Below are 26346 nucleotides of genomic sequence, written 5' to 3'. Positions count from 1 at the left end.
ATTGAATTGACCAGATTGAAAAAAGTTTAAGGATATAAACGTGTCAAATGCTTCAAAATTCGGAAAAGTTGCCGTGTTGCTTGGTGGTAAATCTGCAGAGCGTGAGGTTTCTCTAGACAGTGGTACGGCGGTACTTGAGGCATTAGTGCGTTCAGGGGTCAATGCGGAAGCTTTTGACCCGCAGCAACGTAGTGTCACAGAACTGGTAAATTATGACCGTGCTTTCATTGTATTGCATGGTCGTGGTGGTGAAGACGGTCAGATTCAGGGTGTACTGGAATGGCTAAATGTGCCCTATACCGGTACGGGGGTACAAGGCTCTGCAATCGGCATGGACAAGGTCAAGACCAAGCAGGTCTGGCAGGGTTCGGAATTGCCGACAGCGCCTTATCGTATTGTTACCAAAGATTCCGATGCAGCTGATATCGTCAATTCTTTAGGCCTGCCTTTGATTATCAAACCGGTACATGAAGGTTCCAGTATCGGCATGAGCAAGGTTGAAAAAATTGAAGACTTTGCAGAAGCAATTGCCAAGGCAACTGAACATGATGCCGTGGTGATGGCAGAACAATGGATTACCGGCCGTGAATTCACCATTGTGGTTTTAAATGGTCAGGCGCTGCCTGTGATTCGTCTTGAACCACCTCAAGATGTTGCTTTCTATGATTATGAAGCCAAATATAACCGTAATGATGTGCAATATGGCATTCCATGTGGTTTGACCGAAGCTGAAGAGCAACAGTTAAAAGCCCTGAGTCTGCGTGCATTTCAGGCAGTCGGTGCCAGCGGTTGGGGCCGGATTGATGCCATGCAGGATGAACAGGGCAACTTCTGGCTGCTGGAAGTGAATACCGTACCGGGCATGACCAGTCATTCTTTGGTGCCAAAAGCGGCAGCTGCAGTCGGTTATAGTTTTGATGACCTGTGTGTTGCGATTCTGGAACAGACCCTGACCGGGTCGGCACACTAAATATGGCTCAACTTCCTGTTTCCATGCGCCGTAAACGTGCTGCGATTACCTCAATTCACGACAAGCCGCCGACACGCAAAGAAAAGCTGTCCAATTTTGGTGGCTGGTTATTGTTGTGTATTGCAGTGCTGGTGCTGGCCTTTGGAATATTGGGCTTATATAAAGTCATGACCAATACCGAAGTGGCAGAGCTGGGCGTGTTAGGTACCCGCTCGGCTGCTGAACAGCGTCAGGTCATGCAATATGTGTCACCGGTTGTGACCGAAAACTATTTTACTTCGGATCTGGAAGCGATCCGAGATCGTACCTTGGAGCTGTCCTGGGTGGATCGGGTGGTGGTTTCCCGAGCCTGGCCAAATGGCATTCGGGTACGGATCATGCCACATCATGCGATTGCACGTTGGGGCACAGGACGTTTATTGAGTGACAGTGGTGTCATTTTCACCGAAGTCACACCCAAGAATTATGAGGCATTACCGTTACTACATGGGCCAGCGAGCCATGCAGAAACCATGATGCGTCGTTATAATGAAATTAATCAGTTATTTTTGCCACACGGCATTCGTCTAAAAGAACTCTATCTCACCGAGCGAATGACCTGGTTTATGCAGTTTGATTCGGGTTTAAGAATAATTGTTGATAAAGATCAGACCATGAGCAAATTACAGCGCTTGAGCCATCTGTCTCAAAGCGACTTAAAGCCGGTCTGGTCTAAAATTTCGGCCATCGACCTGCGTTATCGCAATGGATTGTCGATACAGTGGAAAAATTCAATTCCGCCTAAAATTGTAAATGGACATTTTATTGTAACCATTGATGACACGGGCGTTGAGAATAAGGTAACAGTAAAGCCATAATGATCGGCTTTAAAAAATAGAGGCATTTAAAGCCATAAATCTAACAAACACGTAATGGTAGTAGTGAATAATGAGTGAAGCTGTTCCCTCGGTTGTGGCGATTGACATTGGGACACACAAAGTTTCAGTTTTGATTGGCAAGGTACACGCGCCAGACAATATCCAAGTGATTGGTATGGCCACCGCTCGTAACCGAGGCATGAGTAAAGGGAAAATTGTCAGTCTCGATAAAGTTATTACTGCAATTAAAAATGCCGTTCAAGAAGCAGAAGATATGGCGGAATGTCGTGTACATTCTGCCTGGGTTTCTATTCCAAGTGCCGAATTAAAAAGCTTTTATGCTTCAGGTCGTACCTCGATTGACAATAGCGAACATGCGATTACCACCAGTGAAGTGGTGCGTGCACTGGAATTGGCCAAAGCCAGTCATTTGACTTCAGATCATTATCTGGTCAGTGCTGTGCCTCTGGGTTTTGAGCTGGATGATTCACCGGAATGGGTGCTAAACCCGATTCGTATGTCGGCACATAGCATGACCGGGCATTATCATCTGATGATGCTGCCAATCAGTACCATGCAGAATATTGACCGTGCCCTGAAAGGTGCCAATATTGGCGTGGAAAAAATGGTGGTGTCGAGCCTGGCCACTGCCGAAGCCAGCCTGCTCAAAGATGAAAAAGAATATGGCGTCTGTCTGGTCGATATCGGTGCCGGCACCACCAATGTGGCGGTATATGTGGATGGTCGTCTGGCCTTAACCCATACCTTCCAGCGTGGTGGCGAGCATGTGACCCGTGATATTGCGGCGGTGTTACAGACCACGACCGAAGAAGCTGAACGCCTGAAACTGCTGTATGGCTGCGTAGACCTGAAAGTGGTTAAGCCTGACCATATGATTCAGTTCCAGGGGATTGATGGGCCACAAACCATCAGCCGGATTGAGCTGACCGAAATTATCATGGCGCGTTATGACGAGATTCTTGGATTGGTGCGTGATGAACTGGTGAAAAATGGCGCGATCCAGGGCTTGTATCATGGTGTGGTCCTGACCGGTGATGCCAGTCATATTGAAGGTATGGTGAGTTTTGTACGCCGTACCTTGGGTGTGTCAGCTCATTTGGGTAATCCACCAACGCAGGTGTATGCCGATGAACAGCATCAGGCGGCGCTACGCCGTTCGCAATATAGTACGGTCGCGGGTTTGCTGATGTTTAGTCAGAGTGATACTCAAGACACGATTGTAGAACAGGATGATGTAGAGCGATTATCGTTAACTCAGCGCGTCAAGCGGGCTTGGTCTGGCTTTAATGACACCTTGAAATCAATCTTTTAAGTCGATTTTTATTGTGAATATTGTTGAGAAGATGTAGTTAATCGGGCTTGTACTTGACAAGTTAACGCATGAGCAGCATTCTTAAAAACAATTTTATTAAGATTAAGGCAGTGTACGGGCTTAGTGACTGCCAATTATGAATTAGGAATTTTATAGGTCATGGCCTCATTTGAATTTTTCGAAGACGATCATAGCGATAGCAATGGTCAAGCCCGTTTCACTGTGTTTGGTGTAGGCGGTGCGGGTGGTAATGCTGTACAACACATGTTGCAGTCCGATATCCAGGGCGTAAAGTTTGTTTGTGCCAATACGGACAAGCAGGCACTCGATCGCATGGAAGCCGAATTTAAAATTCAGCTGGGTGAGCAAAGTACCCGTGGTCTGGGTGCAGGTGCCAATCCGCAAGTGGGTCAGACTGCAGCAGAAGAAAGCCGTGAACTGATCCGCCAGCAGCTTGAAGGGACCGATATGGTCTTTGTCACTGCGGGTATGGGCGGTGGTACCGGAACGGGTGCTGCGCCAGTGGTTGCTGAAATTGCCAAAGAAATGGGTATCCTGACGGTTGGTGTGGTGACGACGCCATTCAACTTTGAGGGCAAGCGCCGTTTACAATCTGCGGAAAAAGGCATTGAAGCGCTTGAGCAGCATGTCGACTCATTGATCATCATTCCAAATCAGCGTTTATTGAAAGTCTTCCGTGATATTTCAATGAAAGATGCCTATAAAAAAGCGGATGATGTGCTACTGAATGCGGTACGCAGTATTTTTGATCTGGTGGTACGTCCGGGTCATATCAACCTTGACTTCGCCGATTTGAAAACAGCGATGAGTACTCGTGGTTATGCCATGATGGGTGTTGGTTTAGGCCGTGGTGAAAACCGTGCCCGTCAGGCTGCTGAACAGGCTATTCGTAGCCCATTACTCGATAACGTAACCATCATGAATGCCAAAGGTATTCTGATTAACGTAACGGGTGGCGATGATGTCACTTTTGGTGAAATTGAAGAAATCACCGATGTTGTTAACCAGATTGTCGATTTGGATGAAGGTCAGGTGTTCTACGGTACGGTATTTGATCCGGATGCACGTGATGAAATCAGTGTGACCGTGATTGCAACGGGTTTAACCCGTCATGCAGCGGATTCGGTTGAACCGACCAAACGTACCAATGTACAGGCAACGCGCCCAGCAGCAGCTTCACAGGCTGTGGTAGAAGATGATGATGTACCAGCGATTCAGCGCCAACAGCATGAAACCGCTACGCCAGCGAATGTTTCAGCATCAGTTTCAAGCCCGCGTCCAACACCAATGAGTATTCAGGATTATCTTAAGAATCAACAGCGTAAATAACATGTAACATCATGTGTTTACCATGATTACACAGGAAAGGTGGCTTTTAAGCCACCTTTTTGTTTTTTCTCAATGGCCAAATATGCTAACGTATAGCGGTTTTATTGATGAACAGATGAAAGAAGCATGTTGAAACAACGTACCCTGAAACGTATCGTGAAAGCGAGCGGAATCGGTCTTCACAGTGGGCAAAAAGTCATGATTAACTTTGTGCCGCACCATGCCGATGGGGGAATTGTGTTTCGTCGTATTGACCTGAATCCGCCGGTCGACATTCCTGCCGATGCGATGCTGATTCAGGAAGCTTTCATGTGCTCGAATCTGGTTCAGGAAAATGCCAAAGTCGGTACGATTGAACATGTCATGAGTGCGATTGCCGGTTTAGGAATTGATAACCTGATTATCGAAGTCTCTGCCTCTGAAGTGCCGATTATGGATGGCAGTGCAGGCCCGTTTATCTATCTGCTCATGCAAGGTGGTCTGCAAGAACTGGATGCTGCGAAAAAATTCGTCAAGATTATTAAACCGGTTGAAGCACTGATTGATGATAAGCGTGCCATTTTTAGTCCGCACCATGGCTTCCAGCTGAATTTCACCATTGATTTTGATCATCCTGCTTTTAAAAAAGAACATCAGTCCGCCAGTATCGATTTCTCGACTGAAACTTTTGTTTATGAAGTTAGTGAAGCGCGTACCTTTGGTTTTATGAAAGATCTGGATTATCTCAAAGCCAATAATCTGGCACTGGGAGCCAGTTTGGAGAATGCCATTGGTGTGGATGAAACCGGAGTGGTGAATGAAGAGGGTCTAAGATTCTCTGATGAATTTGTACGCCATAAAATTTTGGATGCAGTCGGGGATTTGTATCTGCTTGGACATCAGATCATTGCCAAATTTGATGGTTATAAATCTGGACACGCTTTAAATAATCAGCTGTTGCGCAATGTGAAAAGTGATCCAAGCTGCTATGAAATTGTAACATTTGATGACGAGGCCAATTGTCCAATCATGTATGTGAATGTGACATAAGTCATTGTGTTTGTGTCTTTATGTTTTAGTTATTGCGTCAATAGTGTGACATGTGTCGCATAATACTGCTTTTCTAATTTATTACATTTGATTGCTATGTTACTTTTTATTGCTTGCCAAACGTAGCAAAGCTTGGCTAAGCTTAGAGTCGCTTATAAAGTCAGCTGCACCACGAAGTAATTCCTGTGTTTCTGCATTTAAGGCTCTTTCAGGTGTTGCTGCAACAGGTTGCGTTTGTGAAGGATTCCGCAAGCAAACTTGAAGTTTTGTAAGATCTGTTAATTCATTTATTTGAGAGAGTTGTGAAATGTATTGCTTTTGAAGATAGGCCAATTGACTGATCATGGCCTGGTTTTCACCGGTAATCGTTAACACACCATTTTGATAGCACACAACTTGCCAGCGTTCCGGTTGGGGCAATAGCGGTTGTACGAGTTTCGTAAGTTTCTGCCAGGCAGCAACTTGTGATGAGAGAAACGAAAAGTTTCCTGTTTTTATCTGTTTTCTGGTTTGTTGAAAAACGTTGACAGGTTCTGACATACATAATTCCTACATGTTTATGTCTTAATCTTATGCGCTTCTTTTAGTGGATATCAAGGATAGAGATCTTCAAGGAACTCGATTAAAGCAGTTTAGAGAGGTTTTTTATGCATATGCGACGTATTTTGTTGGCATTTTCTTTATCAGTTTCAGCTGCTTCGGTAGCCTTTGCAGATTTAGTCAATCTAAATCAAGAAAATGGTTCAACAGATCGTATCGAGCAATTGACGCGTACTCTGGCACAGGGTGCATATACTCATCCAGATGATATCGATATTCCGGTGCAAACCAAATTGAATGTCCAGCTACGTGAAAAGCCAGTTGAGCTTAACAATCGCACGCTGGCACAGAAGTATGCAAATACCTCATCTAATCGAGCTGCTGCAAATAGTGCTTATTCCTGGCTGATCGCTCATCCCTTACCCAATTCTCGCGTAAGTTCAAATTACGGTGGTCGTACCATGGGTGGCCGTGCTGAAAATCACTCAGGTCTTGATCTTGCAGCGCCAAGTGGTACACCAATTTATGCCACAGGCCCAGGTATTGTAACCAAATCAGGTTGGGGTACGGGTTATGGTCAATATGTTGAAATCAATCATGGCAATGGCTATTTAACACGTTATGCTCATGCTTCACGTCTTATTGCACGTGTGGGAGAGCAGGTACAGGCAGGTGATCATATTGCCAACGTTGGCTGTACTGGCCGCTGTACCGGTCCACACTTGCATTATGAAGTAGTAAAAGACGGTCAACGTAAAAACCCATCTACTTATTTGGCTATGTTACCTTAAGTATAGACCTGAATTTCTATTAGGCTCTTTATACATAAGCATCTCTCCAATAAGCATTTCAAAGCGATTAAGCTAAGGCTCTTCAACCCACATTGAAGGGTTCTTCAGATAATCGCTTTTAAGTCTGATATTATCACCAACTATTATAATGAATGTATAATAAATCTCCTATATTGACTATTTTTTGTTATGTTGTGTAATTAAACGTCACCAATCATTTAGTTCCTAAATAGTACTGCCAAATCGCATTCAGCCAGAGCCATACCTGCTGAGGTCTCAAATATGGTACATATAAGACATTAAATTAGGCTTTTAGGAACTGTAGATTATGGCGTTTTATGGCGATACAGACGCGCAAGAAACCCAAGAATGGCAAGATGCATTTGACTCTGTTTTGCAACACATGGGTACCGAGCGTGCAGCATTTTTATTAGAAAAACTTTATCAACGCGCAATTGCAAAGCATGTTCCTATTCAGCGTTTAAATACTCCCTACTTAAATACGATTTCCGTTGAAGAACAACCGGCAATGCCGGGCGACCAGGATATGGAACGCCGGATTCGTGCGCTGGTTCGCTGGAATGCCTTGGCAATGGTATTACGCGCGAATAAAACCGGTGATGATCTCGGTGGTCACCTGGCGAGTTTTGCTTCTTCCGCAACCCTTTATGATGTGGGCTTTAACCACTTCTTCCGCGCCAATAGCGACAGCTTCGGCGGCGACATGATCTATTACCAGGGTCACTGTGCACCTGGTATCTATGCGCGTTCATTTTTAGAAGGACGTTTGACTGAAGAGCATCTGAATAATTTCCGTCGTGAAGTAGGCGGTAAAGGTCTGCCATCTTATCCGCATCCTTATTTGATGCCGGACTACTGGCAGTTCCCAACCGTATCGATGGGTCTGGGCCCAATCATGTCGATTTATCAGGCACATATTCAAAAGTACCTGATGAACCGTGGCCTGATCAAAGAAGAAGATCGTAAGGTTTGGGCGTATTTGGGTGATGGCGAGATGGACGAGCCGGAAAGCCTGGGTGCAATTTCTCTGGCAGGTCGCGAAAAGCTCGATAACCTGATCTGGGTGGTGAACTGTAACTTGCAACGTCTGGATGGTCCGGTACGTGGTAATGGCAAGATCATTCAGGAACTTGAGTCACTATTCCGCGGCGCAGGCTGGCGTGTGATTAAAGTGGTGTGGGGCCGTCATTGGGATCCACTACTGGATAAAGATAAATCCGGTGCACTGAAAGCAGTGATGGAAGAAGCCGTCGATGGCGATTTCCAGCGTTACCAGGTCAAAGGTGGTGCTTACGCACGTGAAAAGTTCTTCGGTAAATACCCAGAAGCCAAAGAGCTGGTCAAGGATTTAAGCGACGAAGATATTGATAATCTGAACCGCGGTGGCCACGACCCGTACAAAGTCTTTGCGGCTTATGCCGAAGCATGTACGGCCAAAGGTCAGCCGACCGTGATTCTGGCGAAAACCGTCAAAGGTTATGGTTTGTCCGAGGAAATCGAAGCAGTCAACAAAACTCACCAAATCAAGAAGATGCAAATCAATTCTTTGAAATACGTGCGTGACCGTTTCAATCTTCCGTTCACCGATGAACAGCTGGAAGAAGTACCATTCTACCGTCCAAGTGAAAATTCGCCTGAAATCAAATATATGAAGGCGCGTCGTGAAGCATTGGGTGGTTATCTGCCGGCACGTCGTAAGGAAAGCGAACAGCTGGCGATTCCTGGACTTTCAGTATTTGATTCGGTCTTGGCCGGTTCAAATGGTAAAGAACAATCGACCACGATGGTGATGGTACGTTTAATCTCTGCGCTTCTTAAAGAGAAAGCAATTAAAGACCGTGTTGTTCCGATTGTGCCAGATGAAGCACGTACTTTTGGTTTGGAGGGCATGTTCCGCCAGCTCGGTATCTATGCTGCGCATGGTCAGAAATATACGCCTGAAGACCAAGAACAGTTGATGCATTATCGTGAAGCCAAAGACGGACACATGTTGCAAGAAGGAATTAACGAAGCCGGCGCCATGAGTGCCTGGGCCGCGTTAGGCACCAGTTATTCAACCAATAACCTGCCAATGATCCCGATGTACATGTACTACTCGATGTTCGGTTTCCAGCGTATCGGTGATATTGCATGGGCAGCCGGTGATGCACAGGCACAAGGTTTCTTGCTCGGTGCAACTGCAGGTCGTACTACACTAAACGGCGAAGGCTTGCAGCATCAGGATGGTCATTCCCATATTCTGGCCAATACCATTCCAAACTGTGTCTCTTATGACCCATGTTTTGGTTATGAACTGGCAGTGATCGTGCATGACGGTTTACAACGTATGTATGTGAATCAGGAACGTGTGTTCTATTACCTGACCGTGATGAACGAAAACTACGAGCATCCGGAAATGCCAAAAGGTGTTGAAGAAGGCATCAAGCGTGGTATGTACTTACTGGAAGAAGATGAAAAAGCCACGGTTCAGTTACTGGGCTCGGGTGTGATCCTGCGTGAAGTGATCAAGGCGGCGAAGATTCTGCGTGAGGAATATCAAATTCACTCAAATGTCTACAGTGTCACCAGCTTCAATGAACTGGCACGTGATGGTATGGCATGTGAAGAATACAACCGCCTGCATCCACTTGCTGAGGATGTGAAAGAAGCATGGATATCGAAACAGCTACGCGGTACCGAAGGTATTGTGGTGTCTGCAACTGATCATATGCGTGCCTATAGCGAACAGATTCGTGCCTATCTTCCAGATGGCCGCCCATTTGTGGCACTCGGTACCGATGGTTATGGCCGTTCAGATACACGTGGTAATTTACGTAGCTACTTCGGTGTCGATGCTGCCCATATTGTGGTGGCAACTCTGAAAAAACTGGCAGATGAAGGTGAAGTTGATCCGCGCCTGGTGAAAGACGCGATCTCGACGTTTGAGCTGGATACCGATCGTCCGGTGGCTTGGGCACCGCAAGACACCCCATCTGTACATGCTGTTGCTGACTACAAAGAGGAGAACTAAGCATGCAAATTACGACTCCCGATATTGGTGTAGATCAGGCAACCGTGGCCGAAATTCTGGTCAAAGTCGGTGATACGATTGCGATTGATGACAGCATCGTGTTGCTTGAATCCGATAAAGCCTCTGTTGAAGTGCCCAGCACTTCAGCAGGGGTGGTGAAAAGCATTCTGGTCAGTCAGGGTGATGAAGTGACTGAAGGCGCGGTACTGATTGAACTGCAAGCTGAAGATGGCAGTACGGATGTGGTCGAGCCACAGCAAGCAGATGCCTCACAAAAAACCTCAGAAAATACACCTACGTCTTTGCCTGATCAGGAAATCATGCAAGAACTGGCATCACATCAGCCAAAAGTTTCTGCTGCGCCTGAGGCTCAAGCAAGTTCACAAGTGGTCGATGTTCAAGTCCCCGATATTGGTGTAGAGAAAGCCACTGTCGGTGAAATTCTGGTCTCTGTCGGTGATGAAATCGAGGTGGATCAAAGCATCGTGGTGGTGGAATCGGACAAGGCGACTGTTGAAGTGCCAAGTACGGTTGCAGGTACGGTGGAATCCATCGACATTAAAGAAGGCGACACGATTAAAGAAGGTGTGGTGATTCTAAAAGTGAAAACTTCAGGATCGACCCCGACTGTTGCAGCAGAAGCGCCAAAAGCTGAAGCTGCGCCAGTTCAAGATGCTAAAGCGGAGCCAGTGGCTCAAGCTGCAGCAGCACCTGCGGGTGAGGTTGAAGTGATGGTGCCTGACCTCGGGGTAGACAAAGCAGCTGTGGCTGAAATTCTGGTTTCTGTCGGTGATACGGTTGAAAAAGACCAGAGCATCATTGTGGTGGAATCAGACAAAGCCACGGTTGAAGTGCCAAGCACAACTGCTGGGGTGATCAAGGCGATTCATGTTGAGCTGGGACAAAATGTCTCTGAAGGCATTGCACTGATGACAATTCAAGCTGAAGCGCAAGCAGAGGCTGCACCTGTTGCGGCTAAAGCGGAAGCACCGAAAGCAGCTGTTGCACCAGTAGAGACCACCAAAGCAGCACCTGCGGCATCTTCTACTCCAGCGGTGGCGACCTCTGACAATGCCGACAAGCTGACGAAAGAGCAGAATGTCGCCAACTCGAAAGTCTATGCCGGCCCTGCTGTACGTAAACTGGCGCGTGAACTGGGCGTAGTATTGTCAGAAGTTCAGGCTTCAGGTTCCAATGCCCGGGTGATGAAAGAAGATCTGAAGGCTTATGTCAAAGCGCGCCTGACTGCGCCGCAGGCTGCTCCTGTAGCCGCTGCTGTTCAAGCCGCAGGTCTACCAAAATTGCCAGACTTTAGTGCTTTTGGTGGTGTGGAAGAGAAAGCCTTAACGCGTTTGCAACAAGTGTCTATTCCGCAGTTGTCGCTGAATAATTTCATTCCGCAAGTGACCCAGTTTGATGCAGCCGATATTACTGAACTGGAAGCGTGGCGTAATGAGCTGAAAGGCAACTTCAAGAAAGAAGGCCTGAGCCTGACCATTATGGCCTTCATCATCAAAGCAGTTGCGCACTTGTTAAAAGAAGAGCGCGAGTTTGCTGGTCACTTGGCCGATGATGGCAAGTCAGTCCTGCTACGTAACGAGATCCATATGGGGATCGCGGTGGCAACGCCAGATGGTTTAACGGTTCCGGTATTGCGTCATCCCGATCAGAAGTCGATTAAACAGATTGCCACTGAGCTGGGAAGCTTGGGTCAAAAAGCGCGTGACAAGAAATTGTCGCCAAAAGATCTGCAAGGGGCGAACTTTACCATTACCAGCCTGGGCTCAATTGGTGGTACTGCATTTACGCCGCTGGTGAACTGGCCGCAAGTGGCAATTCTGGGAATTTCACCTGCCACCATGCAACCGGTCTGGAATGGTGAAGGTTTTGATCCACGCTTGATGCTACCGTTGTCTTTGTCATACGATCACCGTGTGATTAATGGTGCAGATGCTGCGCGTTTCACCAACAAGCTGACCCAGCTGCTTAAAGATATTCGTACTTTATTGATCTAATCTGATCAGATCATTTCAATCATAAACCTTGCTTCGGCGGGGTTTATTTTTGCCACATTGAAAAATAATGGATTTGATTCTATACTTGGCGCACTTCATTGGGGAGTAGCCGCCTTTTGCGCAAAGCAGAAGGGTGATGGTCAACATATTTGTCCTGAACCGGACATGGTCATCATAGCAAAGAACCAAATGAGCTTCTCGAAGCTTTCTTTTGTTGGCAAGACCTTTGATTTACCACTCTGCAGATTTTGGCTAGCAGGAGCGGTGAGTCATTGGTATTGGATGCTAGCCAGAGAAAGACCTCATGTATGAATTCTTACTGTCGACCGCAATCGTGGCACTGGCTGAAATGGGTGACAAAACCCAACTGCTGGCTTTGCTGCTTGCCGCACGTTTTCGCAAACCCGTTCCTATTTTAGTTGCTATTTTATTGGCGACGCTGATTAACCATGGCCTTTCTGCGGTATTGGGACAATGGATCACCACGGTGATTGGGCCGGAAGTGTTGCTGTGGATTGTGTCGATTGGTTTTATTGCGATGGCGGCCTGGATGCTGATTCCGGATGAACTCGGAGATGAAAATGCCAGTATCAATAAATGGCAAAAATTCGGGGTATTTGCTGCGACCTTCATTTTGTTCTTTCTGGCAGAAATTGGCGATAAAACCCAGATTGCCACAGTCGCGCTGGCAGCACGTTTCGATAGTATATTCTGGGTGATGCTCGGTACCACTTTGGGGATGATGCTGGCCAATGCACCTGCGGTATTTCTAGGAGATAAACTGGCGAACAGGCTGCCGATCAGCCTGATTCATAAAATTGGCGCGGCCATTTTCCTGGTGATTGGTGTCGCCACTCTGCTTCAATATTATTTATTTTAAAAATACAGTAATAATTGCATGAATCCTGAGCTAAAAACTCAGGATTTTTTATGCCTAAAATAAGCTTAAAACTTTGATAAGTAGTGTGATATGGCCAGTTTTATTGATTGTAAGTTCAACTAAATACTTATATGTTATATGGGTATAAAACAGCACTTTTAAATTTAAATCGGGGAATATATACATGGTTTTTGAACGCACCACATCGCAGGTCCTGTTTGATGACGGGACACATAAATGCATCAGTTTTACCAGTCTGGTCAAAGGTGAAGGCGTTCAGGCAAACCAGTTTTTAATCATTGATAACGAGCGGGCGGCGGTACTCGATCCGGGTGGTGATCTCACCTATGTTCCGCTAACCATGGAACTGAATAAATACACCCGGTTGACCAATCTGGATTATGTCATGGCTTCGCATCAGGATCCTGACATCATTACTTCGATGCCACGCTGGCTGGTATATACCGATGCCAAAGTGGTGGCTTCCAAGCTCTGGGCGCGTTTCTTGCCACATTTAAACTCGGCTTTTATGAGTGACCGGATGAAAGGCAACTGGCTAGATCGGCTGGTCGAGCTCCCGGATCATGGTCAGATCATTCCTCTGGGTAATGCCAATATTGTGGCGGTACCAGCGCATTTTCTGCATTCAGTCGGCAATTTCCAGTTTTATGATCCGATTGCCAAGATCCTGTTTTCGGGAGATATGGGTGCATCGATGGTCGATGATGCTGCCAAACCATTGGAAAACTTTGCTGCGCATATCCCAAAAATGAAAAGCTTTCATCAGCGTTATATGTGCAATAACAAGGTGATTCGTCTTTGGGTGAACATGGTGCGGGGCATGGATATCGAGATGATTGTGCCGCAGCATGGCACGCCTTTTATGGGTAAAGAGCAGATCACCCAGTTTCTGGACTGGATTGAAACGCTGCAATGTGGCACCGACCTGATGGACGAAACTGTTTTTACCTGTCCTGAATAGTTCACAGAAAAATAAAATTTTTCTTGTGTAGAAAAACAACATTTTTTATATTTCTTCTCCAAAAAACTTTTTTTTGATCATGAGAACTTATAAGAAATGTTATCTCAAGTTCCAACACCAGATGCATGTTTAAGCTGCGGGGCGTGCTGCGCCTATTTCAGGGTTTCGTTTTACTGGGCAGAAGGGATTCATATGCCTGAGCATTATACGGAACCTGTAACAGCAGTTTATTCATGTATGGCTGGAACCAATCAAAAAAATCCACGCTGTATTGCACTGGATGGCACCATCGGCCAGCAGGTCAGTTGCGGTATGTATGAGCTGCGCAGTTCATCCTGCAAAGAAGTACAGATCGCCGATGATCAATGCAATAAAGCCCGTTTGGCACATAATATGTTGCCTTTTATTCAGATTGAAAATGATGAAGCTGACAATGATGACAGTTTTGAATACGTCAGCTAAATCGACCCAAAGCAGAGTTTAGGCTCTGCTTTTTAGCTTTTCAAAGTATCGGGATTGAGTTTAAGCATCAGACTACTGTGGTCAGTTCTTTTCTGATGTCGTAGTTCTCAAATTGATTCACTGGAAAAATCCAGCCCTCAAAACTATTTTAATGCAAAAATAATTTTGCAATTGCAATGAAATTTAAGTCGATATTTGTTTATAATAGTGCACGGAAATTACCAGTGAGACTGTTATGTTGACCATCGTTCAAGACGCGTTAACCTTCGATGATGTCCTATTACTCCCTGCCTATTCTACTGTTCTCCCAAAAGATGTCTCTCTAAAGACACGCCTGACCCGTGGCATTAACCTGAATATTCCTCTTGTGTCTGCAGCGATGGATACGGTGACTGAGTCCCGTATGGCAATTGCAATGGCGCAAAACGGTGGTATCGGTATTTTGCACAAGAACATGGATATCGCTGTTCAGGCTGCAGAAGTGCGCCGTGTGAAAAAATTCGAAGCGGGTATGGTCAAAGACCCGATTACAGTTACTCCTGAAACCACAGTACGTGAATTGATTGCTTTGACTCAAGCCAACAATATCAGTGGTGTACCAGTGGTGAAAGATGGCAAAGTGGTCGGTATTGTCACCGGTCGCGATACACGCTTTGAAACCAATCTTGAGCAGCCAGTCAGCAACATCATGACTGGTCAGGATCGTCTGGTAACAGTTCGCGAAGGCGAATCGAAAGAAAATATCCAAGCCTTATTACAGCAGCACCGTATTGAAAAAGTATTGGTGGTGAATGATCAGCAAGAGCTGAAAGGCTTGATTACGGTGACAGATTTCCGTAAAGCTGAACTTTATCCAAACAGCTGTAAAGATGATTTAGGTCGTCTACGTGTCGGTGCTGCAGTCGGTACCGGTGCAGAAACCCCAAGCCGTGTTGAAGCACTGGTTGAAGCTGGTGTCGATGCGATTGTTGTCGATACAGCACATGGTCATTCTGCGGGTGTGATCGAACGGGTACGTTGGGTTAAAGCCAACTATCCACAAGTTCAGGTGATTGGCGGTAACATCGCAACTGGCGATGCTGCATTGGCTTTGCTTGATGCAGGTGCGGATGCGGTTAAAGTCGGGATTGGTCCGGGTTCAATCTGTACCACACGTATTGTGGCCGGTATTGGTATGCCGCAAATTTCTGCAATCGATTCTGTTGCTAATGCGCTGAAAGATCAGATTCCGTTGATCGCGGATGGTGGTATCCGTTTCTCTGGCGATATGGCCAAAGCGATTGGTGCGGGTGCAAGTACCATTATGGTTGGTTCATTGATGGCCGGTACTGAAGAAGCACCGGGTGAAGTTGAATTCTTCCAAGGCCGTTACTACAAAGCCTACCGCGGTATGGGTTCGTTGGGTGCCATGGCGGGTGCAACCGGTTCGGCTGACCGTTACTTCCAGGACTCTAAAGCCGGTGCCGAGAAACTGGTTCCTGAAGGCATTGAAGGTCGCGTACCGTACAAAGGTCCAATGGGCAATATCGTGCATCAGATGATGGGCGGCCTACGTTCTTCGATGGGTTATACCGGTTCTGCCGTGATTGAAGACCTGCGTCAAAATGCCAAGTTTGTGAAAATCACTTCTGCCGGTATGTCGGAATCACATGTGCATGATGTGACCATTACCAAAGAAGCACCCAACTATCGCGTGGGTTAATCTCCTGTGATTTAAAATTTTTAAAAGCCGTCATGCAAATGACGGCTTTTTTATTTTGGTGTAAAGTGTGGCACAGGGAAAAAATGGGTGAGATCAATCATCCGCTAAGAAGTGAGATAAAGATGAGTTATTTTGGTACGGATGGTATTCGTGGAAAGTTTGGCGAATTGCCGATTACCCCTGAGTTTGCCCTGAAATTGGGGTTTGCAGCCGGTAAAGTTTTAAAGCGTCATAGTAAAAAAGCCAAGCCCTTGGTGGTTTTGGGTAAAGATACCCGTTTGTCCGGTTATATTCTGGAAGCCGCCCTCCAGGCTGGATTAAATGCCGCCGGCGTTTATGTTCATCTATTAGGTCCACTGCCAACACCGGCGATTGCCCATTTGACCCGCGCCTTGCATGCCAGCCTGGGAATTGTAATTTCTGCTTCGCATAATCCGTATTTCGATAACGGTATTAAGTTTTTCTCGGCGGAAGGCAAGAAATTACCGGATGCCTTGCAAGAAGAAATCAATCAGGAACTCGAACAAGATTTCATCATTGAAGATACCGCGAGCCTGGGTAAAAGTATCCGGGTCAAAGATGCCAATGGTCGCTATATTGAATTCTGTAAATCGACTTTCCCCTATCATCTGGACTTGAATGAACTCACCATTGTGGTGGATTGTGCCAATGGTGCCGCCTATAACGTCGGGCCTGCTGTGTTCCGTGAGCTGGGCGCACGTGTGATTGCCATTCATAATGAACCGACCGGGTTAAATATCAATAAAGACTGTGGTTCGACTCATCCTGAAAGCTTGCAACAAGCCGTGATCCAGCATCAGGCCGACTTAGGTGTTGCTTTTGATGGCGATGCCGACCGTGTAGTTCTGGTGGATCAGTCTGGAAAGCTGATTGATGGCGACCATATTCTGTATATTCTTGCCACGCAAAGCTCGAAAAAGCCGGCAGGTATCGTCGGTACCTTAATGAGTAATATGGCACTGGAACTGGCACTGGAAAAAGCTCAGGTGCCATTATTACGTGCCAAAGTCGGCGACCGTTATGTGTTGCAAGGTCTGGAAGAAAATGGCTGGACCATTGGTGGTGAGCCTTCAGGTCACATTCTGACTCTGGACAAGAGCACCACAGGCGATGCGATCATTGCCGCCTTGCAGGTCTTAACGGTGATGGTGGAACAGAAAAAAGCCCTGCATGAACTGGTAGCTGATTTTCAACTGTTGCCAAATGTCCTGGTCAATGTGCGTTTAGATGCCATGTTTGATCCTTATTCAGTACCGGCCTTGGCCGCTGAATTTGAAAAAGCCGAACAGCAGCTGAAAGGCCGTGGCCGTTTGTTGATTCGCAAATCAGGCACAGAACCAGTCATCCGGGTGATGGTCGAAGGTGATGATCTGGCTGAAGTTACCACACTTGCAAATAGCTTGGCAGATGCTGTACGTGCCAATGCTGCTTAACGGGAGCATAAATGATGAGTGATCTGATTAAGGATCTGAGTGAGCTACGCCTGAATTATGAAAAAGGCGAGTTGCAGGAACAGCAGGTCAATCCGAATCCGCATATGCAGTTCCTGCAATGGTTTAACCATGCACTGGAAGCAAAATCGCATGAACCCTATGCTATGTCGCTGGCGACTGCCAATGCACAAGGGCGTCCGCATGTGCGTACTGTGCTGTTACGTGGCGCCACTGAAGCGGGTTATGACTTCTATACCAATTATGACAGTCAGAAGGGTCTGGATCTGGCTGAAAATCCGTATGCCGAGCTGTTGTTTTACTGGCAGGATCAGGAGCGCCAGATTCGTATTTCGGGTCGTGTAATGAAAATCTCGGAAGAAGAATCCACCGATTACTATCATAAACGTCCACGTGATAGCCAGATTGCCGCACATGTCAGTACGCCGCAAAGCGGGGTGATTGGTAGCCGTGAAGAGTTGCAACAGCGTTTCTGGGATTTACATCATCAGGTTGCGAATCAGCAAGAGCTGGACAAACCGGTCTTCTGGGGTGGCTATCGTCTCGAGCCAGATTATTATGAATTCTGGCAGGGTCGCCCCAACCGTTTACATGACCGTCTGAGTTATCGTAAAAGCGATGATGGCTGGACTTTAGAGCGCTTAATGCCATAACCATGCAAAAACTGGAAATCAAGCAGCGACCTTTTGTAACTCGTCCTGAAAACTTATCGGGTGTTCCTACATTTGTAGCCGAGATTCTGGCCCGGCGTGGGGTAGAGTCCGAGCAGGAGCTGGAACTCAAGCTGAAGCATCTGCTGGCACCGACCATGAAAGGGTTGCCTGAAGCCATTCAACTGATCGATCAGGCGATTGATCGTGGCCAGAAAATCGTGATTGTCGGTGATTATGATGCGGATGGCGCGACCAGTACTGCTTTGATGGTACTGGCACTTCGGGATATGGGGGCAAAGGTCGATTATCTGGTACCGGACCGTTTTAAATATGGGTATGGACTGACACCTGCAATTGCAGACCTGGCCTTTGTCAATTTTACCCCTGATTTACTGATTACCGTGGACAATGGCATTTCCAGCCATGACGGAGTAAAACAGGCGCAGGATCACGGCATGCAGGTGATCATTACCGATCATCATCTGACGACCAAGCTGACACCCGAAGCTGAAGCGGTGGTCAATCCCAATCAACTGGGTTGCGACTTTCCAAGTAAAGCCTTGGCCGGGGTCGGGGTGGCTTTTTACGTTCTTGCTAATTTGTCCACACATCGTAAAAAACTGGGAAAATCCACCACCTCAATTATTAACTATCTTGATCTGGTGGCGCTCGGTACTTATGCCGATGTCGCGAGCCTGGACTACAACAACCGGATTCTGGTCGATGCAGGTCTGAAACGGATTCAGCAAGGACACTGCCGCGCAGGAATCAGTGCGCTACTTGATATTGCCAAACGTGACCCCGCTGGTCTGAAAGCTCAGGATTTGGGCTTTGTGCTGGGCCCGCGGATTAATGCCGCTGGACGCATGGAAACTATGGACATTGGCATCGAATGTCTGCTGGCTCCTGATCTGGCCACGGCCTATCCACTGGCTGAACAACTCAATCAGCTCAATGTCGAACGCCGTCAGGTGGAAGGAAAAATCAAGCAGGAAGCGCTGCTTGAGCTGGATAAAATTCAGTGGGATGCAACTGAACTGCCTGCTGCACTGATTATGTTTGAACAGCATTGGCATCAGGGCGTCATCGGGATTGTAGCAGGACGTTTGAAAGAGCAGTTTCATCGTCCAAGTATTGTCTTCGCTGCTGATGAAGATGGCATTCATATTAAAGGTTCGGCACGCTCGATTGAAGGTATTCACATTCGGGATAGCATTGAACGGGTTGCGGAACAGTATCCGCATCTGGTCAGCCACTTTGGTGGACATGCAGCTGCGGCAGGTTTGACGATAAAAAAACAGTACTTTTCTGAATTTAAACAGGTTTTTGAAAATCTCGTTGCACAGATGGATGAGGATTTATTCACTGCAACTTTATGGACAGATGGGGAATTGCCAAGTTCTGCTTTTCAGATTGAAACAGTCGACTTGTTGCAAAACTTAAGTCCTTGGGGGCAAAAATTTCCCCAGCCGACTTTTGAGGGTATATTTAAAATCATGGACTATCGCTGGCTTAAAGATGTCCATCTGAAATTGCGCGTGGCTTTGGAGAATGGTCAGGTGGTGGATGCGATTGCCTTCAATGCAGCGGATAAATATAGTTTTGACCCAATGAAAAATACGCGGTTGGTCTATGAGCTGGATAAAAATATCTTTAACGGCAATGTCAGCCTGCAGATGCGGATTATTCATTTAGAACAGTAGCTAATAGGCCATAAAAAACCGCTCACTAGAGCGGTTTTTTCTTTTCAACGGAGAGATTAGAAGCGGAAAGTACCGTTAATTCCAAAAGAGTCAGCACCGTCAGTAGTCGTATAATTTACGCCAGCTGCAATAGCAGGGGTAAAGAATTTTTGTGCGCGTACTGAGAAGACAGTATCAAAATCTTCTAAAGTTGTATCGTTAATAGATACACCAACGCTTAACGTTGGATCAATATAAAGATCAGCAGCAACACCATATGCTGTTTCATCACCGAAAGCAGTTGACGCTTCAAAGTTAGCGTAGTGGTTGCCAATGAGAGTTACATATTTAGCACGTAGAGTAAAAGCAGTATCATCTGCTAATGCAGAAGCAGAGCTAAAAGTATTGATAAAGCCTTTTTTGCCTGCTTGATACGCATCGATATTTTCTTTTGAAACACCAACCGCTAAAAGTAGGCCATTAATCGGTAAATAACCAGCTTCAACAGCGTAACCTGTATTGTCATCAGACACTTTACCAAATTCATTTTCAACAGTTACTTCTGCACGGTTTAAGCTACCAGCAACGTAGAATTGCGAATCTGGAATAAAGAATTCACCATTGATGCCCACAGTATCAATTTTAAGCTCAGCGCCTTCATCGTCAGTATTCGCATGAGCATAAGCTAAACCAATATTACTTGCTCTACCTAAAAAAGCTGCTTCAGCAAGAGGTGAATTTTTAACTTGCACTCCGTTTAAATAATATTTTCCACCAATAGAAAATGTATTTACATCATCACTAAAACCATCAAGATCTGTGTTCTCATATCCAGCATTGAGTTCAGCTTGATAAGCATGTGCAGTTCCCAGACCAGCAAGAAGCGCTGTAGCAAGAGCAAGTTTCTTAAGTATTTAGATTTCTCTCTTTGTTATAAAAATATGACTGTTTGATGAATAGTTGTAACAAATTGTACAGCTTATATTCGCCCCGTCAATGTGCAAAAAATACCTAAATGCTTGTTAAGAGTGCAATAAAAAACCCATCCGAGGATGGGTTTCTATGAATGACTAATTTTTGGTTTTAGATTAGAAGCGATATTTCGCTGCTACACCAAAAGAGTTGTAGTCATTGTTAAACTGTTCGCCAAAGCCGACACGGCCTTCCAAGCTCACTTGCTGGTTAATGAACTTACGTGCATTGATACCAAATTCGCTTTTGTCTGTAATATCATTGTTATGATAATCAGCACCGATACTCAAGGTTTTGTCGATGAAATAATCTGCTGCCAGATTGTATTCATCTAGATCACCGAACGCTGCACCTGCTTCCAGGTTAATGTCTTTACCGTTACTTAATGTAGTCACATATTTAGCGCGAAGTGTTGGATCTACGCCGTCATCGTTGTCATTATCCCAACCTTTCAGACCTGCAGCAATCAATAAACCTGGAGCTGGTAGATAACCAACTTCAGCTGCATAGGTGGTTAAATCATTTTCGAAATCATCATTGTCTTTCAAATCATGACCATTGACGTTACCGCTCAGGTAGAAGTCAGAATTTGGTACAAAGTATTCAACACCTACGCCATAACGATGCGCGTCATTATCACCAATTTCATTATATTGATATTGCGCACTCACGTTACTTGCACGATCAAGGAATGCTGCTTCTGCTAATGGTGCATTACGAGTTTGAACTGGATTGAAGTAATATGTACCATCAACACCGAAAGAACCGCTGGTTCCACCGTTGTCCGGATCAATTACTCCCGCTGATCCACCAATTTCAGCCTGGTAAGCATGTGCTGCTGTTCCAGTCATGGCTATTGCTGAAAGTAGTGCTGAAGCAATCGCTAATTTTTTCATGGTTAATACCCCTCAAATCGTGAGTTAAAATATTACACTTTTTGTTACAACTTTAAGTGTAGACCAATTCCAAAGATCGTCAATCACAGGAAAGTTACCGCAATGTGAATAGCGTAATCTTATGTAATTTTATCTAAATAAGTCACTGAATAATAAAAGTAAATTTATAATGTAGTGTTTTATTAAAACTGTGTAGATATTGTGGAATGTATTGAAATTGCTACTTTTTATTTTTTTTAGCATGCCTTTTAAAAAAGAAAAAAACGATCCACAGGCTTCAGAGACTAACTGAATAAATAGCAGCAAAAAATAATAGAAACCATTAAATAAAAAAATAACTAATAAAGGGATTTTAGGGCGGTGCTGAATTCTACAAATAAGTCCTAAGAAATAATCATTTGAACTTTTAGCCAACACTGAGGACGCGCAAACTGCAAAAAAAGACTGTGCTATAATCGCGGGCTAAATAATTTGTGCCTAATTCTGATTGAGAGTAATTCACGTGGAAATTAATCCGTATCTAAACCAATTAAAAGACTTAAACGAACGTGGTCAGACACTACGGGGGTATCTTTGACTACGATCTGAAAAAAGAGCGTTTAGAGGAAGTCCTGCGTGAATTAGAAGATCCCACCATCTGGAATGACCAGAGTCGTGCCCAGGCCATGGCCAAAGAAAAAGGCGAACTTGAGAACGTATTAAATGTGCTGGATGGTTTGACCACACAGCTTGAAGATGCGCAGGCCTTGCTTGATCTGGCAGTGGAAGCGGATGATGAAGGCTTACTGGAAGATGTACAGGCTGAACTGACTACAGCTGAAGAAGAACTGGCTAAACTTGAATTCCGTCGTATGTTCAACAATCCGATGGATCCTAATCCTTGTTATTTAGAAATTCAGGCCGGTTCGGGTGGTACTGAAGCGCAGGACTGGGCATCCATGCTCATGCGGATGTACCTGCGCTGGATTGAACGCCATGGCTTTAAAGCAGAAATCATGGAAGAATCGGACGGTGATGTTGCAGGGCTTAAATCAGCGACGATTCGTGTAGACGGTGAATATGCCTATGGCTGGTTACGTACCGAGTCAGGCGTACATCGTTTAGTGCGTAAATCGCCATTTGACTCGGGCAACCGTCGTCATACCTCATTCTCGGCTGTGTTTGTTTCGCCTGAAGTCGATGACAATATTGAGATCGAAATTAATCCGGCAGATGTGCGTACCGATACCTATCGTGCATCGGGTGCCGGTGGTCAGCATATTAACAAAACAGATTCTGCGGTTCGTTTAACGCATGCACCGACCGGGATTGTAGTGGCCTGTCAGAACCAGCGTTCACAGCATGCCAACCGTGACCATGCTTGGAAGCAGTTACGCGCCAAACTTTATGAACGTGAAATGCAAATTCGTAATGATGCTGCAAAAGCGCTGGAAGATACCAAGTCTGATATCGGCTGGGGAAGCCAGATTCGTTCATACGTTCTGGATGATTCACGTATTAAAGACTTACGTACCAGTGTCGAAAGTTCCAATACCGGCGCGGTTCTGGATGGCGATCTGGATAAATTTATCGAAGCAAGCTTGAAACAGGGCTTGTAAGAAATTGTTTAAATAGCTGGCGTAACCAAGTTAGTACAGACTGTGACTCTTATATCTAAATTTATCGATATATAAATCGATAAAATGCGATATAATCGGTTTAGATGCTGAAACAAATTTTGTTACGCTACAGATTGTGATGTACCTATGGATCTTGATCTAATTTTTAAAGCCTTAGCCAATCCGATACGCCGGCAGATTCTGGAATGGTTGAAATCGCCAGAACAATATCTGTCTGTGGAAGAGTGTGGCGGCTTTCAACGTGGGGTCTGTGCAGGGCAGATTGAAAAGTTAGGACAAGTCTCTCAGTCCACCATGTCCAATCATTTGTCTGTCTTGCAGCAGGCCGGTTTAATCACCGCGACCAAGCACGGACAATGGTCTTATTTCTCGCGTAATGAAGCTTTGATTCAGCAATATATCGACTATATGCAACAACACCTTTAATCCAACAGGTGGGAGTACCGATGGCTGAATTAAATTCTCCTTTAACGCTCGGCGCGTTAGAACTTAAAAACCGTGTCATCATGGCACCGCTTACGCGTAGTCGTGCAACTGACGACCGCGTACCAACGCCAATGATGGCCGAATACTATGCACAACGTGCAAGTGCCGGTTTAATCATTTCTGAAGCCACGGTGATTTCTGAAGAAGCCAATGGTTACCGTAATACTCCTGGTCTCTTTACTGATGCGCAGGTAGCAGGCTGGCAGCAGGTGACTCAAGCGGTACATGACCAAGGTGGCCTGATTGTGGCGCAGCTGTGGCATGTGGGTCGTGTGTCTGATCCAGAACTGTTAAATGGTGAAACGCCAGTATCGGCGAGCAGTGTACAACAGGCCGGTCATGTCAGTTTATTACGTCCAAAACGTCCTTATGTGTTGCCGCGCGCGCTGGAAATTTCTGAAATTCATGCGATTACCGAACAATATAAACAGGCGGCAATTTGCGCCAAAGCTGCCGGTTTTGATGGAGTTGAACTGCATGCCGCCAATGGTTATCTGATTGACCAGTTCCTGCAAACCAAGACCAACCAGCGTGAAGATGAATACGGTGGTTCAGTCGAAAACCGTGCCCGTTTCCTGCTGGAAGTCATGGATGCACTGATTGATGTCTGGGGTGCAGGCCGTGTCGGAATTCATTTGGCACCGCGTGGCGATGAACACGATATGGGCGACAATGATCCACGTGAAACCTTTGGTTATGTGATGGAACAGTTGGGCAAGCGCCAGATCGCGTTCTTCTTTACCCGTGAATATCTGGCGGAAGACAGTATCTCGGAGTATATGAAACAGCGTTCAAACGGCGTGCCGTATATGGCCAATATGCGTTTAAGTCGTGACGATGCGATTGAATTGCTGGCTTCAGGCAAAGCAGATGCGGTAGCTTTTGGTAAGGCTTATATTGCCAATCCGGATTTATACGAGCGCCTACTCGAAGATGCACCGCTAAATGAACTAAAGCTGGAAAATATGATCGGAACCAATGTCGCAGAAGGCTATATTGATTATCCGACATTGGCTGAAGCAGACGCTTTAACTACTGTAGAATAATCTAAAAATGAGCCACATCGATTAACATGTCGATGTGGCTCTGTTATATTTTGTCGATTGAATCTGTTTCGAGGCGCATTTGGCTACTCCATTTTGGTATAACGCAGCGTTAGCTCTGATTAAACCCTTATATCAATCGCGTATTCGTAAACGTGCGACCGATCCTGAACAATTACAACAAGAACTGACAGAACGTTTCGGCCCATTTCAGCCGCCCAAAAATCTGCATGCCATCTGGTTTCATGTGGTCTCGGTCGGTGAGACCAATGCTGCCCAGCCTCTCATCGAACATTATTTAAAATCGGGTCATCCGGTGCTGGTCACCAATACCACCAAAACCGGTCAGGCACGGGCCAAATCACTTTTTTTAAAAACACCTTATCTGGATTTATTTCAAGCGGTCTATTTACCTGCTGATCAGAAAGTACTGATCCGTGATTTTTATCAGCAGTATCAGCCAAAACTGTTATTACTGATGGAAACCGAGCTTTGGCCGAATCTGCTGGATCAGGCACCAGAGTTTGATGTAGCCACGATTTTGTTAAATGCGCGTCTTTCGGAAAAGTCGGCCAAGGGCTATGCCAGGGTTAAAGGTCTGACCCGGAGCATGCTACAGCAGTTAAGTCAGCTTTTGGCACAAGATACTGCCACCCAGCAGCGTTATATCGAGTTGGGAATCACCGCCGAAAAAACCCAGGTTTTGGGCAATATCAAATTTGATATTACTGCACCACAAAGTTTTGTAGAACATGCTGCAAACTTGAAGCAAGCATGGCAACTGGCAGGTCGCAAAATTATGATACTGGCCAGTACCCATGCGCCTGAAGAAAAAGAAATTCTAAGCGCTTTAAAATCGGCTTTAGATAGCAACCCAAAACTTTTATGTATCGTCGTACCCCGTCATCCGGAACGTTTTGATGAGGTGTTTCAGGCTGCACAGAGTTTAAATTTAATAACTCAGCGCCGTAGTTTGGCCCAGAACATTGAAGCAGATACCCAGGTTTATCTGGCGGACTCGATGGGGGAAATGTGGCTCTGGTATGCTTTGAGTCAAGCCTGTTATGTCGGTGGCTCGCTGAATGAGCCGGGTGGTGGGCATAATATTCTGGAGCCGATTGCCTTGAATGTACCGACTGTTTTAGGCAAAAACTATTTTAATTTTCAGACCATTGTCGATGAATTCGTTCAAGCAGATGCAGTAGAAGTTGTGCAGGATGCGCAGCAGGCGGCAGAGGTATTGCTGGAACTTTTGCAAGATCAAATCAAGGCACAACGTTTAAATACAGCAGCGCAGAGAATTATGCAGTTAAATACGGGATCGCTTGCCAAGCATATTCAGGTGATTGATCGGTATCTTTAATTGATATTGATAAGTAACAGATATTGGATTTACCAAGACGGCAAGGATGCCGTCGTTAGGCTGTGTGGATTGAAGTTTTTTCAATATTTCTAAGCTGGCTTATCTAGCCTACTTTTCAAAGATGAAAAGTAGCAAAAATCTTTTGTATCACTGAAGGGATGTCCTTATCCCTCAGGGATACGCGCGACATCCATGTCGCTACCCTCTAGCGGATAGAG

At 45.7% G+C, this 26346-nt stretch carries 22 protein-coding genes and 1 riboswitch; of the genes, 19 read left to right on the top strand and 3 right to left on the bottom strand.

Annotated features, from left to right (window positions below):
• Positions 1-40 precede the first annotated feature (40 nt).
• The 5 genes from FTV30_RS03470 (at position 41) to lpxC (ending at position 5539) form a co-directional block, all read left to right on the top strand.
• Entirely contained in the window at positions 41-970 is a 930-nt protein-coding gene (locus FTV30_RS03470) for a D-alanine--D-alanine ligase (protein WP_005173261.1), read from the top strand.
• A gap of 2 nt (positions 971-972) precedes the next feature.
• Complete coding sequence (locus FTV30_RS03465; RefSeq protein WP_180001017.1) at positions 973-1827, top strand: cell division protein FtsQ/DivIB; 855 nt, start codon at positions 973-975, stop codon at positions 1825-1827.
• A gap of 70 nt (positions 1828-1897) precedes the next feature.
• Positions 1898-3160, top strand: a complete 1263-nt coding sequence (ftsA, locus tag FTV30_RS03460) for a cell division protein FtsA (RefSeq protein ID WP_100354935.1) — start codon at positions 1898-1900, stop codon at positions 3158-3160.
• 159 nt (positions 3161-3319) lie between these two features.
• A complete protein-coding gene (gene ftsZ, locus FTV30_RS03455) occupies positions 3320-4510 on the top strand; it encodes a cell division protein FtsZ (protein ID WP_074383861.1) in 1191 nt (396 codons plus the stop codon).
• Positions 4511-4636: 126 nt separating this feature from the next.
• Positions 4637-5539, top strand: coding sequence for a UDP-3-O-acyl-N-acetylglucosamine deacetylase (gene lpxC, locus FTV30_RS03450; RefSeq protein ID WP_005095032.1), 903 nt, complete (start codon positions 4637-4639; stop codon positions 5537-5539).
• A 99-nt stretch (positions 5540-5638) separates the two neighbouring features.
• Here lpxC and FTV30_RS03445 read toward each other — a convergent pair whose 3' ends face one another.
• On the bottom strand, positions 5639-6079 hold the full coding sequence (locus tag FTV30_RS03445; RefSeq protein ID WP_180001016.1) for a DciA family protein: 441 nt from the start codon (positions 6077-6079) through the stop codon (positions 5639-5641).
• Between the two features lie 107 nt (positions 6080-6186).
• Here FTV30_RS03445 and FTV30_RS03440 point away from each other — a divergent pair, with 107 nt between their 5' ends.
• The 10 genes from FTV30_RS03440 to recJ all read left to right on the top strand — a co-directional run bounded on the left by FTV30_RS03440 (position 6187) and on the right by recJ (position 19770).
• A complete protein-coding gene (locus FTV30_RS03440) occupies positions 6187-6870 on the top strand; it encodes a M23 family metallopeptidase (protein ID WP_180001015.1) in 684 nt (227 codons plus the stop codon).
• Between the two features lie 328 nt (positions 6871-7198).
• Positions 7199-9901, top strand: a complete 2703-nt coding sequence (gene aceE / locus FTV30_RS03435) for a pyruvate dehydrogenase (acetyl-transferring), homodimeric type (protein WP_100354934.1) — start codon at positions 7199-7201, stop codon at positions 9899-9901.
• 2 nt (positions 9902-9903) lie between these two features.
• A complete protein-coding gene (locus FTV30_RS03430) occupies positions 9904-11916 on the top strand; it encodes a 2-oxo acid dehydrogenase subunit E2 (protein ID WP_180001014.1) in 2013 nt (670 codons plus the stop codon).
• An 88-nt stretch (positions 11917-12004) separates the two neighbouring features.
• A riboswitch (yybP-ykoY riboswitch) is annotated at positions 12005-12147 on the top strand.
• A gap of 73 nt (positions 12148-12220) precedes the next feature.
• Entirely contained in the window at positions 12221-12796 is a 576-nt protein-coding gene (locus FTV30_RS03425; protein ID WP_005173234.1) for a TMEM165/GDT1 family protein, read from the top strand.
• 184 nt (positions 12797-12980) lie between these two features.
• The gene (locus FTV30_RS03420; RefSeq protein ID WP_005095047.1) at positions 12981-13778 is read left to right on the top strand and encodes an MBL fold metallo-hydrolase; all 798 of its coding nucleotides are present in this window, start codon (positions 12981-12983) and stop codon (positions 13776-13778) included.
• 96 nt (positions 13779-13874) lie between these two features.
• Positions 13875-14240, top strand: a complete 366-nt coding sequence (locus FTV30_RS03415; protein WP_074383866.1) for a YkgJ family cysteine cluster protein — start codon at positions 13875-13877, stop codon at positions 14238-14240.
• 235 nt (positions 14241-14475) lie between these two features.
• Entirely contained in the window at positions 14476-15942 is a 1467-nt protein-coding gene (guaB, locus tag FTV30_RS03410) for an IMP dehydrogenase (protein WP_005095051.1), read from the top strand.
• Positions 15943-16064: 122 nt separating this feature from the next.
• Positions 16065-17396 carry a phosphoglucosamine mutase gene (gene glmM, locus FTV30_RS03405; RefSeq protein ID WP_180001013.1) on the top strand — a complete coding sequence of 444 codons (1332 nt, stop codon included), beginning with the start codon at positions 16065-16067 and terminating at the stop codon, positions 17394-17396.
• Positions 17397-17410: 14 nt separating this feature from the next.
• Positions 17411-18067: a pyridoxamine 5'-phosphate oxidase gene (gene pdxH, locus FTV30_RS03400; RefSeq protein WP_064095054.1), complete on the top strand. Its 657-nt coding sequence runs from the start codon at positions 17411-17413 to the stop codon at positions 18065-18067.
• Between the two features lie 2 nt (positions 18068-18069).
• Positions 18070-19770 carry a single-stranded-DNA-specific exonuclease RecJ gene (gene recJ / locus FTV30_RS03395; protein ID WP_180001012.1) on the top strand — a complete coding sequence of 567 codons (1701 nt, stop codon included), beginning with the start codon at positions 18070-18072 and terminating at the stop codon, positions 19768-19770.
• 56 nt (positions 19771-19826) lie between these two features.
• On the opposite strand, the gene FTV30_RS03390 is transcribed toward recJ, so the two are convergent.
• Positions 19827-20663 (bottom strand): putative porin, encoded by an 837-nt coding sequence (locus FTV30_RS03390; protein WP_180001049.1) that lies wholly within the window; start codon positions 20661-20663, stop codon positions 19827-19829.
• Between the two features lie 174 nt (positions 20664-20837).
• Complete coding sequence (locus tag FTV30_RS03385; protein WP_180001011.1) at positions 20838-21617, bottom strand: putative porin; 780 nt, start codon at positions 21615-21617, stop codon at positions 20838-20840.
• Between the two features lie 502 nt (positions 21618-22119).
• Here FTV30_RS03385 and prfB point away from each other — a divergent pair.
• From prfB to FTV30_RS03365, 4 genes are all read left to right on the top strand, one after another.
• A protein-coding gene (gene prfB / locus FTV30_RS03380; protein WP_100329506.1) for a peptide chain release factor 2 occupies positions 22120-23215 on the top strand; the annotation gives its coding sequence in 2 pieces (ribosomal slippage) (positions 22120-22191 and positions 22193-23215; 1095 coding nt in all).
• A 147-nt stretch (positions 23216-23362) separates the two neighbouring features.
• The gene (locus FTV30_RS03375; protein ID WP_005173210.1) at positions 23363-23662 is read left to right on the top strand and encodes a helix-turn-helix transcriptional regulator; all 300 of its coding nucleotides are present in this window, start codon (positions 23363-23365) and stop codon (positions 23660-23662) included.
• Between the two features lie 20 nt (positions 23663-23682).
• Positions 23683-24768 (top strand): alkene reductase, encoded by a 1086-nt coding sequence (locus FTV30_RS03370; RefSeq protein ID WP_005173209.1) that lies wholly within the window; start codon positions 23683-23685, stop codon positions 24766-24768.
• 79 nt (positions 24769-24847) lie between these two features.
• Positions 24848-26128: a 3-deoxy-D-manno-octulosonic acid transferase gene (locus tag FTV30_RS03365; protein ID WP_180001010.1), complete on the top strand. Its 1281-nt coding sequence runs from the start codon at positions 24848-24850 to the stop codon at positions 26126-26128.
• Positions 26129-26346 lie beyond the last annotated feature (218 nt).

The sequence above is a fragment of the Acinetobacter sp. YH12255 genome, from assembly GCF_013417355.1.
GTDB classification, from domain to species: Bacteria; Pseudomonadota; Gammaproteobacteria; order Pseudomonadales; family Moraxellaceae; genus Acinetobacter; species Acinetobacter pseudolwoffii.
This window is presented reverse-complemented; position numbering and strand designations above follow the sequence as displayed.